The sequence below is a fragment of the Paenibacillus provencensis genome, assembly GCF_042678545.1.
Lineage (GTDB): Bacteria > Bacillota > Bacilli > Paenibacillales > Paenibacillaceae > Paenibacillus > Paenibacillus provencensis.
On sequence record NZ_JBHTKX010000001.1, the window covers coordinates 770,375 to 786,308 of the forward strand.

15 protein-coding genes are annotated in these 15,934 nt (G+C 47.3%); all 15 read left to right on the plus strand.

Translation table 11 applies throughout. The annotated features are described in order from the left end of the window. The first annotated feature begins 5 nt into the window (after positions 1 to 5). Positions 6 to 1,208, plus strand: a complete 1,203-nt coding sequence (cntE, locus tag ACFQ3J_RS03775; RefSeq protein WP_251581237.1) for a staphylopine family metallophore export MFS transporter CntE — start codon at positions 6 to 8, stop codon at positions 1,206 to 1,208. Positions 1,209 to 1,393: 185 nt separating this feature from the next. Next, on the plus strand, positions 1,394 to 1,819 hold the full coding sequence (locus ACFQ3J_RS03780; RefSeq protein WP_091157482.1) for a DMT family transporter: 426 nt from the start codon (positions 1,394 to 1,396) through the stop codon (positions 1,817 to 1,819). 23 nt (positions 1,820 to 1,842) lie between these two features. After that, positions 1,843 to 2,313 carry a DMT family transporter gene (locus ACFQ3J_RS03785; protein WP_091157478.1) on the plus strand — a complete coding sequence of 157 codons (471 nt, stop codon included), beginning with the start codon at positions 1,843 to 1,845 and terminating at the stop codon, positions 2,311 to 2,313. Positions 2,314 to 2,527: 214 nt separating this feature from the next. After that, positions 2,528 to 4,135 carry a PucR family transcriptional regulator gene (locus ACFQ3J_RS03790; protein ID WP_251581239.1) on the plus strand — a complete coding sequence of 536 codons (1,608 nt, stop codon included), beginning with the start codon at positions 2,528 to 2,530 and terminating at the stop codon, positions 4,133 to 4,135. Between the two features lie 164 nt (positions 4,136 to 4,299). Next, positions 4,300 to 4,806, plus strand: coding sequence for a 2-oxo-4-hydroxy-4-carboxy-5-ureidoimidazoline decarboxylase (uraD, locus tag ACFQ3J_RS03795; RefSeq protein ID WP_251581675.1), 507 nt, complete (start codon positions 4,300 to 4,302; stop codon positions 4,804 to 4,806). Positions 4,807 to 4,811: 5 nt separating this feature from the next. Beyond that, the gene (gene pucL, locus ACFQ3J_RS03800; RefSeq protein ID WP_251581242.1) at positions 4,812 to 5,795 is read left to right on the plus strand and encodes a factor-independent urate hydroxylase; all 984 of its coding nucleotides are present in this window, start codon (positions 4,812 to 4,814) and stop codon (positions 5,793 to 5,795) included. After that, entirely contained in the window at positions 5,796 to 6,152 is a 357-nt protein-coding gene (gene uraH / locus ACFQ3J_RS03805; RefSeq protein ID WP_091157467.1) for a hydroxyisourate hydrolase, read from the plus strand. A 60-nt stretch (positions 6,153 to 6,212) separates the two neighbouring features. Then, entirely contained in the window at positions 6,213 to 7,625 is a 1,413-nt protein-coding gene (locus ACFQ3J_RS03810; protein WP_251581244.1) for an allantoinase, read from the plus strand. Further along, positions 7,618 to 8,916 (plus strand): M20 family metallo-hydrolase, encoded by a 1,299-nt coding sequence (locus tag ACFQ3J_RS03815; RefSeq protein WP_379292280.1) that lies wholly within the window; start codon positions 7,618 to 7,620, stop codon positions 8,914 to 8,916. The genes ACFQ3J_RS03810 and ACFQ3J_RS03815 overlap by 8 nt, the downstream gene beginning before the upstream one ends. Further along, entirely contained in the window at positions 8,903 to 10,156 is a 1,254-nt protein-coding gene (locus ACFQ3J_RS03820; protein WP_251581248.1) for a pyridoxal-phosphate-dependent aminotransferase family protein, read from the plus strand. Before ACFQ3J_RS03815 ends, ACFQ3J_RS03820 begins: the two co-directional genes overlap by 14 nt. Then, on the plus strand, positions 10,150 to 11,745 hold the full coding sequence (gene ggt / locus ACFQ3J_RS03825; RefSeq protein WP_251581250.1) for a gamma-glutamyltransferase: 1,596 nt from the start codon (positions 10,150 to 10,152) through the stop codon (positions 11,743 to 11,745). The genes ACFQ3J_RS03820 and ggt overlap by 7 nt, the downstream gene beginning before the upstream one ends. A gap of 62 nt (positions 11,746 to 11,807) precedes the next feature. Further along, positions 11,808 to 13,142: a 5'-deoxyadenosine deaminase gene (locus tag ACFQ3J_RS03830; RefSeq protein ID WP_251581252.1), complete on the plus strand. Its 1,335-nt coding sequence runs from the start codon at positions 11,808 to 11,810 to the stop codon at positions 13,140 to 13,142. Positions 13,143 to 13,293: 151 nt separating this feature from the next. After that, the gene (locus ACFQ3J_RS03835) at positions 13,294 to 14,385 is read left to right on the plus strand and encodes an XdhC family protein (protein WP_251581254.1); all 1,092 of its coding nucleotides are present in this window, start codon (positions 13,294 to 13,296) and stop codon (positions 14,383 to 14,385) included. After that, the gene (locus ACFQ3J_RS03840; protein WP_251581256.1) at positions 14,333 to 14,932 is read left to right on the plus strand and encodes a nucleotidyltransferase family protein; all 600 of its coding nucleotides are present in this window, start codon (positions 14,333 to 14,335) and stop codon (positions 14,930 to 14,932) included. The genes ACFQ3J_RS03835 and ACFQ3J_RS03840 overlap by 53 nt, the downstream gene beginning before the upstream one ends. A 77-nt stretch (positions 14,933 to 15,009) precedes the next feature. Beyond that, a complete protein-coding gene (locus ACFQ3J_RS03845; protein ID WP_091157445.1) occupies positions 15,010 to 15,909 on the plus strand; it encodes an FAD binding domain-containing protein in 900 nt (299 codons plus the stop codon). Positions 15,910 to 15,934 lie beyond the last annotated feature (25 nt).

Genomic DNA, 15,934 nt, shown 5'->3' on the forward strand with positions numbered 1-15,934 from the left:
GGCACTTGAGTCAGCTTAAGCCTCTTTCGATATCATTTATTCGTTTTTATATTTTAGCGTTTCTATTCTTTGCAGCTAATTCCTTACTGACCATTATTCTGCCGCTTCAAAGTGAAGCCGAAGGCATCGGACAAGCCGAAATAGGTCTTATGATGGGGGCATACATGCTGACATGTATGTTTCTGCGTCCCTATGCGGGACAGCTCTTGGGGAAATATGGACCTTTGGCAGTGATGAGAGGCTTGTTGCTTGTTCACTTTCTATGTCTCGTCTTGTATACCTTCAGTGGAGCAGAAGGGTTTATATGGCTGCGAGCGCTGCAAGGAGCAGGAACGGCTTTCTTCTCCATGACGATGCAGACAGGCATTGTTGAACAGCTTGCAGACAAAGACCGTGCACAGGGCATGTCCATGTACACACTCTTCACCATGGTTCCCTCTTTGTTTGTACCCATCGTAGCAATGGAGGTATGGGAGAGCGGAATGGGTTGGATCTATACACTCGTTGTCATCTCTATCGGGGCACTAACCCTCTTGGTCGGCTTCAGCGTTTCACTTCCAAAGCAGACGGAACACAAGAAATCTTATACGTTGACAGAGATGTTTAAGTCATTTGGGATGATTGGAAAGAGCAGACCGCTTCTTGTCAGTTCAATCGTCATGCTTCTAGGCTCTTGTATCTTCGGAGCGACGGCAACCTTTCTTCCGCTATACATGGTGTCAAATGGAGCAGGCAGTGCCGGTTTGTATCTTATGATTCAAGGTATTGTCGTTGTCGGCTGCAGATTTGTACTGCGCAAAAAGATCCCTTCTGATGGAAGCTGGAATACGGCTCTGATCTCATCCATGCTTCTATGTGCCGCCGCAGGATCGTTACTGCTCGTGCTGATGGATTCAATTGGAGGCTTTGTATACATCTCTGCCGTCTTTAACGGAATTGCTGTTGCACTGCTTTATCCGACACTGACGACATATTTGTCTTTTGTGCTGCCTGTGGAATCAAGATACGTACTAATGGGGCTATTCATGTCCTCGTATGACCTTGGGTATTCTTTAGGCGGGCTCGTTATGGGGATTGTAATCCAGTCTCTATCTTACCAAGCGATGTTTGCTGTTTGTACCGTACTGGCACTTGCCGCAGTGCTTGTGGTATGGGTCAGCAAGAAGCAAATGGAGAAGACTCCGAAGAACTCATCTCTAAGTGTATAGAGGAGAGCAGATATATATAGGGTTCGAAGAACACAGATAACGGTATCCTAGATACGATACGGTTATCTGTGTTTTTTTATTTTGAGGACATATGTCCTTTTCTAATGCTTCACCGTGTTATTTAATAGTAACAGTCAGATTCAACAAAGTAAGCTACACGTAACGACGAAAGGGGAACACGGCAAGTGAAAGGTATTTTATATGCAGCATTGGGAGGAGCCTGTATTACACTGCAAGGAATCGCCAACGCAAAGATCAGTACCGATGTAGGGACATGGCAGGCTGCAACCATTACACAGCTAACTGGATTTATTCTAGCTTTATTCATTCTTATGCTTATACGTGATCGAAGCTGGAAAGAGCTGAAGAATGTGAAGCCGCTCTATATAACCGGTGGAGCTATGGGGGCGATTATCATTTTTAGTGAAGTATCTGCCATTCAACAGGTAGGGGTTACGTTGACCATATCAGCACTGCTGATTGCCCAGCTTAGTCTTACTTATCTTGTTGATACAAACGGGTGGTTTGGTGTGATGAAACGGAAAATTACGCTTCCCGGCTTAATAGGCATAGCGATGATGATATCGGGTGTCATCATATTAAAGCTGTAAAGCAGAAAGGAAATTATATTATTATGGCACTTGGAATTATATTGGCTCTGGTTGCCGGAGCATTCGTAAGTCTGCAGGTGATCTTTAATAGCAAAATGAACGAGCACACCGGCTCTTGGCTGACAACTACCATTGTGCTGGGACTTGGAGCGATCGCTGCCTTGACTGCCAGCCTCATCTTTGAAGGGGCAGATACGTTCGAGCTTCAGCATATGAAGCCTTGGTACTGGTTCAGTGGAATGATTGGAGTAGCGGTTGTGTATAGCCTCATGCAAGGGGTTAAGCTGCTCGGTCCGACCTTCTCAACGTCGATTACACTCACCTCTCAGCTTGGCTTTGCCGTGCTGTTTGATTCGTTAGGACTGTTCGGACTGGAAAAAATCGATTTTTCAGTAAACAAAATGCTGGGTGTTCTGGTCATCATCGGAGGGATCCTGCTGTTTAAATACGGTGAACGATTGGGGGATAAGAAGAGGGGCAGGGTATCCGAATAACAGTTCTGTTATCCATAGAACCAAAATAAATATAGAACAGAACCAAAATAAATATAGAACAGGAACGACTCTAGATGTGGATGGAGGGTCGTTCTTTTTTTGGAGAAAAATATTTATTGTTGTATATTCCCAAAGTGCATTTTGATGTTATAATAGTTAACAATACTCGGTTTAACATTACATAATATGTTAGATATGAAAGAGGTGTGTTCCAATGCAGTTAACGGTAAAAGAAGCCTTATCCATATATCCGCTTTCGGAAGCAAAGCTTGTTGCGGGTGCTGAAGGGACCATGCGGACACTCAAGTCAGTGAATGTCATGGATGCACCTGATATTGCAGATTGGATCAAGTCGGGCGAGATGTTATTCACCACCGCTTTTGTCATGAAGGACAGCGAGGATGATGCGGTTAAGCTGCTGCGCCGGTTGAATGATAGAGGCTGTGCAGGACTCGGTGTAAAGCTGGGCAGATTCTGGCAGAACATTCCTGCACAGATTATTGAGGAAGCGGATGCGCTTCAACTACCGCTGCTTGAACTCCCCTTTCAATTTACTTTTTCAGATCAGATGAATGCCTTGTTTAAGGCCGAATATGAACGGAATACACGAACACTGGAGACCGTTGTAAATAAGCAGAAGCGACTTATGCAGTTTGCGCTTGAACAGGACCAGAAGAACGATGTTTTCTCGAAATTAGCTGCCGTCCTGAATTACCCCATTGCAGTGATCGGTTCCCGTGGCCATATGCTGTATGTTAGCGAAGAAATGAAGGATACGAATATCCAGCAGGGCTGGCCCTTCAAAAATGTAATGCACCGCGTCAAATGGGACCATGGAAGCTGTTATCGTGTGCCTGTTATGCAAAAGGACGAGGATTATGGATTCTTGTTAATTTACACAGATGGGGCGTACGGACTTAAGGCTGAGGAGGAGCTGTTCCAGCAGGCTTCCGAGGTGCTTGCATTTTATATGGATATGACCTATCGGGAGCACATTAATCCTACCGTTCAGGATGAGATTAGAGTAATCGTGAAGCAGTATTTGGACCGCAAGCTGGGCTGTGAAGAGCTGATCCGCAGGTCGGAAGGGCTGGGGGTTCAATTGTTTCAGGATTCGGGGACCTATCAATGTGTGCTAACGACAATCGAGTCTGAGGGATATGTGGAAGGGAAGCTGATCAAGCAGGTGCATCGGGAGCTTCAGTATAATCCGATGATGCAGCTGACTGCATCACACCATATTCAGATGGATGAGGGAATTCTATCCATTTATGCATGTCCGGCGGACAAAGATTACGGTGAAGAGCTCTCTAGGTTTCTAACTTCGCGATTTGAAGATTTGATAGGGGGAAGGAAGCCGGGAGGTGCAGGACCGAGATTCTGGATCAGCAAGATGAAGCATGAGCCGAAATCACTGCGTGAAGCATTCCAGGAGTGCCTCGATACACGGGCGATCGCCAGCCGGTTCGGAATGCAGGATACAGCGCTGCAATTTGAGATGCTCGAATTCGCCTATGTGTTTCAGCATGTTCCTGAATCCATTATGAAGACATACTGCAACAAAGTGCTCGAACCTCTCTTAGTGAAGGATGGAGATCCGACACAGGTGTTAATGAACACTCTTGAAGCGTTTATTGAGAATGACGGACTTATCAATGAGGCTGCGAAGCAGCTCTTTGTGCACCGTAACACCGTGACTTACCGAATGGACAAAATAAGCAGTCTGCTGCAAATGGATTTCAAAAAATCGAATGATCTGCTTAAGCTCAAGCTTGTTTTTACCTTCCGCAAATTTCTTCAGGATCAGGGAGTGCATAAGTAACTGTTGTGAAAATGTAACAATCCATACGTGCATGAGACACAAAGGATATGGCTTGCGTTATTTTATATAACAAAATCGCGTGATTTATATTGTCACATGGCTACTTCGCACACTACAATGCTCATATAAATTCGATCCGGAGGTGAGTCTTTCTGAAATTATCAATAGATGATGTTAACTCTTATACTAAAGAACAGTTCACAGAAGCCTTCGGCACTTTATTCGAACATTCACCTTGGGTTGCAGAGGAGTCGTACAGCAAGAAGCCATTCACTTCGATGGTTCAACTACACGAACAAATGAAGAGCACCGTCGAATCGGCGGATACGGAACGGAAGCTGATCCTTCTGCGAAACCATCCGGATTTGGGAGCCAGAATCGCGATGAGCAATCATTCTGTCCAAGAACAAGCGGGAGCTGGACTTCAAACGTTGTCGGAGGTACAGCACAGTATACTGTCCGAATTGAATCAGAAGTATACGCAGACCTTTGAGTTCCCATTCATCATTGCGGTGAAAGGGAAATCGGCGGACGAGATCATCGCTGCGATCAAAGAACGTGTTCATAACAGCTATGAGACGGAATTTGATACAGCTCTTCGAGAAGTATATCTCATCAGCTGGTACCGGCTTGACGCATGGATGAAAGAACCTATGGAAGAGGAGAGGTAATCAAGATGACAAGAGAGCAGCTGGAATCCAGAACGATGTATTACGGCAAGGGAGATGTGTGGGTGTTCCGTTCCTATGCTAAACCGCTCACAGGGATTACGGTCATTCCTGAATCTCCTTTTCGCGGCAGAGAAAATGTTCTGTTCGGAATGAATATTAAAGTTGCGGTGAAGGGCGAGGATTTTCTTACCTCTTTTACAGAGGGTGACAATTCCCTCGTTGTTGCAACGGATTCAATGAAGAATTTTATATTGAGACATGCCGCTCACTACACCGGAGCTACGGTAGAAGGTTTCTTGGAGTATGCAAGCCGCCGTTTCATTGAGACTTATCCGCAGATGACCGGAGTGCGTATGAACGCTACACAAGTGCCATTCGAAAATGTCCAGATTGGCTCTCCTGATGGCATTGCCCCAAGCGATCTCGTCTTCAAATACTCGCACAACGAAAGTGCAGGAGCGAGTGTAGAGGTAGAGCGAAGCGGCGAGAATATTGAATTAACCTACGCCCAGAGCAGTGTGAAAAATCTACGGCTTATTAAAGTGAAAGGCAGCGGATTTGCAGGTTTTGTCCGCGATGAATATACAACATTACCCGAAACTTCTGACAGACCGCTGTTTATCTTCCTCGATATCCATTGGAAATACAAGAATCCGGCTGACGGACTTGATGATACCCGTCAGAATTACGTTGACGCAGAACAAATCCGCGATATTGCAGCAACCGTTTTTCATGAGAATAACTCTCCATCCATTCAATATCTAATCTATCTTATCGGTCTTCGGATCTTGAAAAACTTCAGTCAGCTGGAAGCAGTATCGTTTGAGTCCAATAACCGTACATGGGAAACGATTGTAGAAACCGTAGATGAAGGTCCGGGTTCCGTATTTACTGAACCGCGCCCACCTTATGGCTTCCAAGGCTTCTCTATGACTCAGGAGGATCTTGCTGCTTATGAGAACAAGCCTCAAGAAGCAGGAAGTGTATAGATGGCAGGCAAACTCACGACCCATGTGTTGGACACAAGCAGAGGTATACCGGGAAGAAGCATGAAAGTTGAGCTCTATTTCATAGAGAGCACAGGTGAAGCGAAATACCTGGTGTCAGCGCTAACGAATGATGACGGAAGAATAGATGCTCCCTTTCTCGAGGAAGAGCTGACAAGCGGAACTTATGAGCTCCGGTTTTATGTGCGAGAGTATTTTGAATCATTTTTGAATGAAACGGGAATCCGCTCGATTTGGGATGTAATTCCGCTGCGATTCTTTGTTGCAAACGGAGAGGAACATTATCATGTCCCGCTGCTGGTTTCACCTGGAGGCTACAGCACTTATAGAGGGAGTTAACATAAGACGGCAGATGCCTCAGCTATAGATAAGCTATGCGTCTTTAAGGGAGGGCTTCTGATGAAATCACATTACGAGATCATTATCCAAGGCGGTCAAGTTGTATTGCCGCATGGAGTAGAGAAGATGGATATCGGCATTAATGACGGAGTCATTATCGCGATTGAGCCGCAATTGATTCCAGATGGGGATACGACGATATATGATGCAGCAGGTCTTGTCGTTATGCCGGGGGCAATCGATGCGCATGTCCACTTCAATGAACCGGGACTGGCTTCATGGGAAGGATTCGAGACAGGCTCTGCATCTCTGGCAGTGGGTGGCATTACAACTTATATTGATATGCCGCTGAATGGTGTGCCTCCGACGACTACAATGCGTGGCTGGGAGCTGAAGGAGGCGCGGGCGAAGGATCACAGTTATGTGGATTATGCTTTTTGGGGTGGTCTGGTTCAAGGTAATCTAGACGAACTAGCACCTCTTGCAAACGCTGGTGCGGCCGGCTTCAAGGCTTTTATGTCTGAGCCGGGTGGTGAAGGGGAAGAAATCTTTACACGTGCGAATGATCAGACCCTGATTAAGGGAATGAAGCGCATTGCCGAGATCGGCGGGGTGTTAGCACTTCATGCTGAGAGTGATGAGATGACCAGCGCATTGTCATACGCCAAGCAATCGCAGGGTTATGTCTCTGCAAGAGATTACCTGGACTCGCGTCCACCCGAAGCGGAGATTGAAGCCGTTCAAAGAGCATTAGTCTATGCCAAAGAGACCGGCTGTCCGCTTCACTTTGTACATATTAGTACACGGCGTGCCGTTGAGCTTATACAGACAGCGAAGATGAACGGACTGGATGTCACCGTAGAGACTTGCCCCCATTACCTGGTCTTGAACGAGGAGGACGTGCTTGAACGAGGAGCCATTGCAAAATGTGCGCCTCCGCTGAGAAGCGTTACAGAGCAGGAAGAGCTGTGGGAAGCTATAGAACGTGAACAGATTGATATCATCGCCTCGGATCATTCACCGTGCCTTCCTTCTATGAAAGAAACCGATAATTTCTTCGAGATCTGGGGAGGTATCGCTGGTGCTCAGAGCACTTTGCTTCTTATGCTTGACGAAGGGTATGTCAAGAGAGGCATTCCACTGACGACAATTGCAAGACTGCTCTCAGCAAATCCAGCGGCAAGATTCGGATTAGCTGGAACCAAGGGAGAAATTCAGATTGGCAAAGATGCAGACTTCGCTATCGTCGATTTCAATCAAGGTTATGTACTTTCCGAGGAGGAAATACGTTACCGCCATCCGCAATCACCCTATCTGAACAGAAGCTTCTCGTGCCGAATTAAAGGTACATTCAGCCGGGGCATTCTAGTCTACAATGATGTTACGGGATTAATAGAGCAGAAGCCGGGAAGATTCCTTCCGGCTGGAGTAAGGAAGACGATTGCAAGCAAAGGAGGAGATATATATGCCTGATTCTGCTGATATTACATCATTGCCGTTGTTTCAGGAAGAAGCGTTCGAGGCATATTCAGCTCTTCTACATAAACTGCTGGATGATTTAGAAGAAATGTCCGCCAGTGAGGCGGGAGGCTGCACTAGGCTGCTGTACTCTCCTTCTTGGCTGAAGGCGCAGCATCATTTGGCGAAATTCATGGAGGAACGAGGGCTTGCTGTATCGTTTGATGAAGCTGGTAATCTGTATGGATTCTTGCAGGGAACAGAGAACGATGCTCCGCTGTATACCGGATCTCATATTGATACTGTTCAATCTGGCGGCAAGTTTGACGGTGCGCTGGGTGTAGCAGCAGGCATAGCCGCATTGCTGTATTTGAAGGAAAGATACGGAGATCCACATCGTTCATTGGTAGCCTTATCACTTAGCGAAGAAGAAGGCAGTCGATTTCCTTTTGCTTTTTGGGGATCAAGGAGCATAACTGGGCTTAGCTGCTGGAATGTAACCGGAGGACTTAAAGACGCTGACGGAATAACATTGCAGCAGGCTGCTGAAGGAGTGGGGTTTGGACCTGGTTCAGGACACACTTCTGGAATCCTAGCACCTGCTGGTTATGTGGAGCTCCACATCGAGCAGGGCTCGGTACTGGAACGAACAAATACATCCATTGGCGTCGTGACCGGAATTGTTGGGCAGAAGCGAATTGATATCAGGGTTCAGGGTGAGGCCAATCATGCAGGCACGACGCCAATGTCTTATCGAAAGGATGCTTTGGCAGGAGCAGCCGAGATGATTAGCGAAGTAAGGAAACTTGCGATAGCTTATGGTGATCCGCTGGTAGCAACCGTCGGCAATGTAGAAGTATTCCCTGGAGCAGTGAATGTGGTGCCGGGAACGGTCGAATTTACACTGGATATCAGACACACGGATCAAGTAATCCTTCATGAATTTACAGAGCTCATCTTACAACGAATTCAAGCTATTGCAGATTCATATGAGCTAATTACCCGTTCAGAGGAGCATCTATCTGTTGAACCGACGCCAATGAATCCAGAATGGGTAGAGAAAACCGTAGATATATGTGAGCAATTAGAGCTCAGTTATCGAAAAATACCAAGCGGAGCCGGACACGATGCCCAGATATTTGCGAGCATATGCAATGTTGCAATGATCTTTGTGCCCAGCAAGGACGGGATCAGTCACAATCCGCTGGAGTATACGTCACGCGAACAGATCGATCAAGGATTTAAAGTGCTCATAGAGCTGCTGTATCAATACGGCTACAGGGGGAAGACAGATGAAGAAATATAAGGAACTAAACCCTTCACTTCGAACAATCATGACGCCGGGACCTGTGGAAGTAGATCCACGTGTACTCCGAGCCATGTCATTTCCTATATTGGGTCAATTTGATCCCGAATTTACGTCCTTAATGAATGAAACGATGGACTTGGTCAGGGATGTATTTCAAACGAATAATCAGTGGAGTTATCCGGTAGACGGCACGTCCAGATCTGGACTGGAAGCGGTGCTTGTAAGCATTATACAGCCTGGTGATAAAGTGCTGGTTCCGATCTATGGCAGATTCGGACACCTGCTGGTTGAAATTGCGGAACGCTGCGGAGCAGACGTCGTCTATATAGAGACGGAGTGGGGCGGTGTATTTGATCCAGAGACGGTGATCCAAGCGATTCATGAGCATAAGCCAGGTATTGTTGCAATGGTGCATGGAGAGACCTCTACAGGGCAGATGCAGCCACTCGCAGAGATAGGCAGAACTTGCAGAGAGCTTGATATTCTAATTGTTGTTGATGCGGTCGCTACCATTGGCGGCGTACCGGTAGAGACAGATAACTGGATGCTCGATGCTGTTATGGGAGGTACACAGAAGTGTATCTCTGTTCCTTCAGGCATGGCTCCGATTACTTATAATGACCGAATCGAGTATAAGCTCTTGTCACGTAAACGAGTTGAGCGAGGACTAAGAGACCCCGCTAATATTGAACTTGCGAATGATGGAAAGATGATTCGAAGCAACTATTTTGATCTGAGCCAGATTCAGGATTACTGGAGTGCTGCAAGGCTGAATCATCACACGGAAGCGACATCCATGCTGTACGCTCTTCATGAAGGACTCAGAATTTTGCTGGAAGAAGGTCTTGAAGCAAGGTTCCTAAGACATGAACTTAATGCCAGAGCTCTCGTGCAAGGAATTAAAGGGATGGGCCTCACATTGTTCGGTAATGAAGAGAGCAAGCTCCCATGCGTAACTTGCATTAATATCCCAGAGGGTGTTGATGGAGAAGTTGTTCGCAGCAGATTGCTACATGAATTCGGAATCGAGATTGCCAGTTCCTTCGGTCCATTGAAAGGGAAAATATGGAGAATTGGAACGATGGGCTTCAGCTGTAATCAGAAAAATGTGCTCCACACCTTGGGAGCTCTGGAGGCTGTCCTCATCCGCGAAGGGTATCGCTTGCCGGCTGGTGAAGCGGTTCAGGCTGCACTGGATGTATACTCTGTGGTTAATAAGGAGGAAATTTCATGCTGAATCAAATGCCTGTAGGTATGGAAGTTATGGTTACCTCACCACATTATCTAGCCAGTAGTGCGGGTGCGAGAATGTTGGCAGATGGCGGTAATGCTTATGATGCAGCGATTGCAGTAAGTGCTGCCCTGGCTGTTGTGTATCCACATATGACTGGACTGGGTGGCGATTCTTTTTTTCTGACTTATAATGCAGAATCAGGGGAGTTATCTGGATACAACGGTTCGGGCCGCTCACCTGGTATGCTGACCAGAGAAATGTTTGAACAAATGCAGCTTAAATCGATTCCGCAGCGCGGCGTGCTGAGTGCGTTGACGGTGCCAGGGATGGTGGATGCCTGGTGGGAAGTATCTCAGAAGTTCGGAAAGCTCGCGTGGTCCGAGTTGCTCGCTCCTGCAGTCTTCTATGCGGAGAACGGATGTCCGGTATCTCGCAATTTGAGAGAATGGCTGGTCAAGGATGAGGAGTTCATCCGGGCGGATCAAGGACTATCATCCGTATTTTTAAAGGATGGAGAACTGATCGAGGAAGGCGACATTCTTGTTCAGCAAGAGCTGGCAGCATCGCTTAAATTACTGCAAAGCGGCGGGAAGGACGTCTTCTATAAGGGGGCACTTGCGGATCAGATTACGAATGCCGTGAAGAAGGATGGAGGCTTTCTGCAAAAAGAGGATTTTGAGAATCATGCCGGTGAATGGGTAACCCCTGTATCTACAGATTATCGGGGTTTTGATGTATATCAAATGCCTCCGAACTCGCAAGGCTTCTCTGTGCTGATGATGTTGAACATGCTTGAGCATACGGAGCTATCCTCTGTCGAACGCATTTCCAGTACTTATTATCATCTCATGACAGAAGTGACGAAGAAGGCTTTCCGAGATCGTGATCGATATTTAACAGACCCGGATTTTAGAGAGATTCCTCTGGACAAATTATTGTCTAAGCCATATGCCGATAAGCTATGGCAGGAGATTGAACAGCATCCGAATAAGGCGGAGCCGACACTTTCCAAAGCAATGGGTCAGGATACGGCCTATGCAGCGGTTGTGGACCGTGAAGGAAACGCAGTTTCCTTTATTCAAAGCCTCTATTTCGACTTTGGCTCTGGTTATATGGCAGAGGGTACCGGTATCGTCTTGCAGAACAGAGGTTCCTTCTTCTCTCTTGATCCAAGTGAAGCAAATGTACTGGAACCAGCCAAACGCTCCTTCCATACCTTGATGCCTGGAATGGTATTCAAAAATGATAAGCCCTACCTGCTGTTGGGGACCCAAGGCGGTGAAGGACAGCCGCAAACCCAGCTGTCACTCCTCACTGCTGTGCTGGATTACAACTTATCCGTGCAAGAAGCCATCGGTCTGCCTCGCTGGGTGTATGGGCGCACTTGGGGAGAAGAAGGGGATGAACTGAAGCTGGAACAGAGATTTGATAATGCCATATTAAGTGAGCTCGAAGAGATGGGACATAAAGTACGTGCCCTCGGTCCATGGGATGATCTGATGGGTCAGGCGCAGGGAATTCTGATTCAAGAGAACGGATTACGAAGCGGGGCTGCTGATCCGCGCGGCGATGGCGCTGCCATCGGATGGTAAGAGATCAATTGATTTGTGAAGAGCACCCAAGCATTTGAATCTAGATCAAGGGAGGTCGTTATATGGGAACGATCCTCATTAAAGGGGCTCAAATCGTCACCATGAATCCGAATGAAGAAGTGCTGGAAGGTGATTTATTAATAGAAGATAACCGGATCAAAGAAATTGCTGCAAGTATTGAGGTTGCAGCTGATCAAATCATTGATGCCCAAGGCAAAGCACTTCTGCCTGGATTCATACAAACACATATCCATCTGTGCCAAACCTTGTTCCGTGGAAGAGCGGACGATCTGGAGCTCATGGATTGGCTTCGCAAGCGGATCTGGCCGCTGGAAGCAGCGCATGATGAGGAGTCGGTCTATTATTCGGCTCTGCTCGGGCTGGGTGAGCTGATAGCCAGCGGGACGACCACCATTCTGGATATGGAGACCGTTCACCATACAGAATCTGCATTTCAAGCCATTGCACAGAGTGGAATCAGAGCCCTCTCTGGAAAGGTCATGATGGATCACGGTGATGAGGTACCGCTGCCGCTGCAAGAGACAACAGCGGATTCCGTCCAGCAGAGCGTCGCTTTGCTTGAGAAATGGAACGGATTTGGCGGAGGAAGGATCCAATATGCCTTCTGCCCGAGATTTGTTGTGTCATGTACAGAGGAGCTCTTGACCGAAGTTCGTGATCTGTCTGCACAATATAATGTGAAGGTGCATACCCATGCTTCGGAGAATCAAGGGGAAATTGAGCTTGTCGAGAATGAGCGGGGCATGCGCAACGTCGTATATCTGGATCACATTGGACTGGCGAATCAAAGGCTAATCCTTGCACATTGTGTGTGGCTAAGTGAAGAAGAGAAGGAGATTATTCGCAAACGGGATGTCAAGGTAACGCATTGTCCAGGCTCGAATATGAAGCTGTCCTCCGGTATCGCTGATATACCGGATCTGTTGAACCGACAGGTTCACGTAGGCATTGGTGCGGACGGTGCTCCTTGTAATAACAATCTGGATATGTTCCAGGAGATGCGATATACAGCACTCATCCATAAAGTAGAGCATGGACCGACGGTCATGGATGCGAGAACGGTGCTTCGCATGGCTACAATGGGCGGTGCTGAAGTGCTCGGTCTGGCCAAAGAGATTGGAAGCCTTGAGGTTGGGAAGAAGGCAGATCTGGTTCTGCTCGATCTGAATGATTTTCATACGTATCCATCTCATGCGGTTGATATCTATTCCCGAGTTGTCTACTCAGCCACGAGAAGCAATGTCGAAACAGTGATAATTGATGGTCAGATTGTTCTTGAGAATCGGATGGTCAAGACCATCGACAGGGGCATTGTTCTGAGAGAAGCAGATCAAAGTATAGCCAGATTATTGAAAAGAAATAAGCATATTTCATAATTCCAGAGCTTGCATAATTCAATTTCGTATATTATGCGAGCTCCAGAGCCACATGGATTGTCCCGAATACGGGCGGCAGCTGCCGCTCGTATTTATGCATTCTGAAGCCATGTCAGCTTTGTGCAACCAATATCATTAGGAGGGATTCGGTATGGATATGCATGATATCTGCAAGCTGGTTCAGTCCACTGAAACGAAGCTTGTGCTTGCTACCGCTGTATATGTAGAAGGTCATGCCTACCGTAAGCAAGGTGTATCTATGCTGTTCGCAGAACAGGGGCTCATGTATGGAAGCATTAGTCCTGGATGTATAGAGACCGATCTCTCCTTGCATGCAGAGCATGTAATGTCTACAGGACTGCCACAAAAAATCGTCTACGATATGCGCCCGGATGATGATCTCTCTTGGGGCGAAAATATGGGCTGCGGCGGTTTGCTCCACATTCTGTTGGAGCCCGTCGATGCTGCATTGAAGCAGATACTGCTGGAAATGGGAGGGCTGCTAGATCGCGGAATCCAAGTTGATTTGCGTAGAACCTGCTCTGGCGAAGTGGGGGGAATTCGAGACTATTCCGTTCAATGCATCCCTCATATGAATAGCGAACCTTCCAAATCGCGTGCCAAAATAACCAGCTATCTAAGCCCCGCAGCTCAAGAGTGGCACAGTGGGGCGTGGCTGTACTCTCATACCTACACACCGAAGCCGAGGCTTATTGTAATCGGTGCGGGGAATGACACGATTCCTGTCGTTCGCATGGCACTGGCGTCCGGGTTTCGTGTAGTGGTAGCGGATTGGCGTGAAGCGTTAGTCACCGCAGAACGATTTCCGGGTGCAGAGCTCTTGGTCGGTTTTCCAAATGACATCTATCCACGTCTCAAAGTAACAAGCCAAGATTATATTTTGCTGATTAGTCATCACTATCCACATGAACGGACCTTCCTTGAACTGTTGTCGGCTGCTGATACAGATACAAATATAAACATGTCTTACGCCTATTTAGGTATTTTGGGTTCCCGTACGAGAACTTCCAAATTGATTGAAGGGCTACCGGCCTTGCCTCGTCTTCACGCACCTGTGGGCTTAGCCATTGGATCAGAAGGTCCTGAGGAAATTGCGATTGCCATTGCCGCAGAGCTTATTTCAGTTAAGCGAGGTCAACAATGGGGGGCCGGTAAGGAGGAGAAGGCAGATGCGGAAGGCAGGAATCATTCTGGCTGCAGGAAGCAGTCAGCGAATGGGTGAACCCAAGGTGAATCTTCCTCTGATGGAAGGGATGACTATGGGAACCGCGGTACTTCATACTGCAGTGGCTTCTGAGCTGGACTTCATCGTCGTGGTTGTTAGACCAGATGATCCGCTGACATGGGTGAAGACAGCCGAAGAGCAAAGGGTATATATATCCGTGTGCCAAGAAGCCCGGAATGGAATGGCTTATTCACTTAGGCAAGGGATTTGTACCGTGAAGGAATATGGCGCAGCGTGTGCGATGATACTGCTAGCAGACCAGCCCCTCATTCAACAGGTTCACATCAATCAATTGATTGCATGCTTTATATCTTCTCCTGAGCTTGATTATGTAGCAGCCAAAGACCTTGACGAGCTTAAGCCGCCCATTTTGTTCAGCAGTACAATGTTTGAAGCTATGATGCAGCTCAAAGGGGATGAAGGAGCCAGAAAATTGCTGCGAAGCAGCTCTTATCAAGGAATCGGCATTTCTTTTGAGAAGGATGTGTTTCTAGATGCGGATACAAAGGAAGAGCTTGCTGTAATCAAGCAAAAGCTGCACTGAAGGCAGGTAGCCAGTACATTTCTGCATTCAGGTGATCTCTCTATAAAGATACATAGGAAGCTAAAGGGGGTACTTCAATGTCATTGAATGAGCATAATCCAATAACGTATCCGACGGTTTGGCAGCCTGCCAATATATATGAAGCGAGGACTGTGGCAGAAAAATTACATGCAGGTTATGTCTGGGCTTCGGGAACCACGCTTCTGCGAACACAGTGGGAGATGGGCACAGCGCTGATGCCCGATCATCTGATCAGTCTGGATCGAATTCAGGAGATCCGTAATATATCAGAAGATCCAGAGAAGCTGAGTATTGGTGCCATGTGCAAGCTCCGGACATGTAGCGAGCATCCTCAGATTCAGGACAGCTTCCGGCTCATTCAAGATGCAGCCGAAGTCATTGCCGCTCCCTCTATACGGAATCTAGCCACAATCGGCGGCAATGTCGCTTCGGGTGTGGGGGATACCATTCCAGCACTTCTCGTCTATGATGCTTCACTGCTATGGATAACCGAGAACGGGCTTGAAGAAAAGAGTCTTGAGTCCTGGCTCGAGGAGTGGAGAACAGGACAGCGTAATGCATCGGATCTGCTGCTGAACATCTATATACCTAAAGAAACGAAGAAGAATACGAACGGACAGAAATACCAGCCTGTATCCTTCTTCCACAAGATTGGCAGGAGAGAAGCCTTTACCCCATCACTTGTGACCGTCGCTGTACATGGATTAATGAATGAGGCAGGGGAGTGGGATTCCATAGCTATTGCAGCAGGCGGGGGCTCAGGTCACGCGATGAGGCTTAGAGAAAGTGAAGCATTGCTGCGCGGCCACAAGATGAACGCATCCTCTTTATCCAAGCTTGCGGAAACGATTGAAGCTGAATTTATGACCTTCACAGATCTGTACGCCTCAGAATCTTATCGCAAGCAGTCGGCTTCTAATCTGATTGTATCGGGCTTATGGAAGTCCTTGAAATAGTAGTCATGGGAGAAGGAGTGAAGCT

What these genes read in the sequence shown, in the direction of transcription:
- ACFQ3J_RS03830 (WP_251581252.1), top strand. Translation starts at nt 11,808, where the DNA reads ATGGGAACGATCCTCATTAAAGGGGCTCAAATCGTCACCATGAATCCG.
- pucL (WP_251581242.1), top strand. Translation starts at nt 4,812, where the DNA reads ATGACAAGAGAGCAGCTGGAATCCAGAACGATGTATTACGGCAAGGGA.
- ACFQ3J_RS03840 (WP_251581256.1), top strand. Translation starts at nt 14,333, where the DNA reads ATGCGGAAGGCAGGAATCATTCTGGCTGCAGGAAGCAGTCAGCGAATG.
- ACFQ3J_RS03815 (WP_379292280.1), top strand. Translation starts at nt 7,618, where the DNA reads ATGCCTGATTCTGCTGATATTACATCATTGCCGTTGTTTCAGGAAGAA.
- ACFQ3J_RS03845 (WP_091157445.1), top strand. Translation starts at nt 15,010, where the DNA reads ATGTCATTGAATGAGCATAATCCAATAACGTATCCGACGGTTTGGCAG.
- ACFQ3J_RS03810 (WP_251581244.1), top strand. Translation starts at nt 6,213, where the DNA reads ATGAAATCACATTACGAGATCATTATCCAAGGCGGTCAAGTTGTATTG.
- ACFQ3J_RS03790 (WP_251581239.1), top strand. Translation starts at nt 2,528, where the DNA reads ATGCAGTTAACGGTAAAAGAAGCCTTATCCATATATCCGCTTTCGGAA.
- uraH (WP_091157467.1), top strand. Translation starts at nt 5,796, where the DNA reads ATGGCAGGCAAACTCACGACCCATGTGTTGGACACAAGCAGAGGTATA.
- ACFQ3J_RS03820 (WP_251581248.1), top strand. Translation starts at nt 8,903, where the DNA reads ATGAAGAAATATAAGGAACTAAACCCTTCACTTCGAACAATCATGACG.
- ACFQ3J_RS03785 (WP_091157478.1), top strand. Translation starts at nt 1,843, where the DNA reads ATGGCACTTGGAATTATATTGGCTCTGGTTGCCGGAGCATTCGTAAGT.
- ACFQ3J_RS03835 (WP_251581254.1), top strand. Translation starts at nt 13,294, where the DNA reads ATGGATATGCATGATATCTGCAAGCTGGTTCAGTCCACTGAAACGAAG.
- ggt (WP_251581250.1), top strand. Translation starts at nt 10,150, where the DNA reads ATGCTGAATCAAATGCCTGTAGGTATGGAAGTTATGGTTACCTCACCA.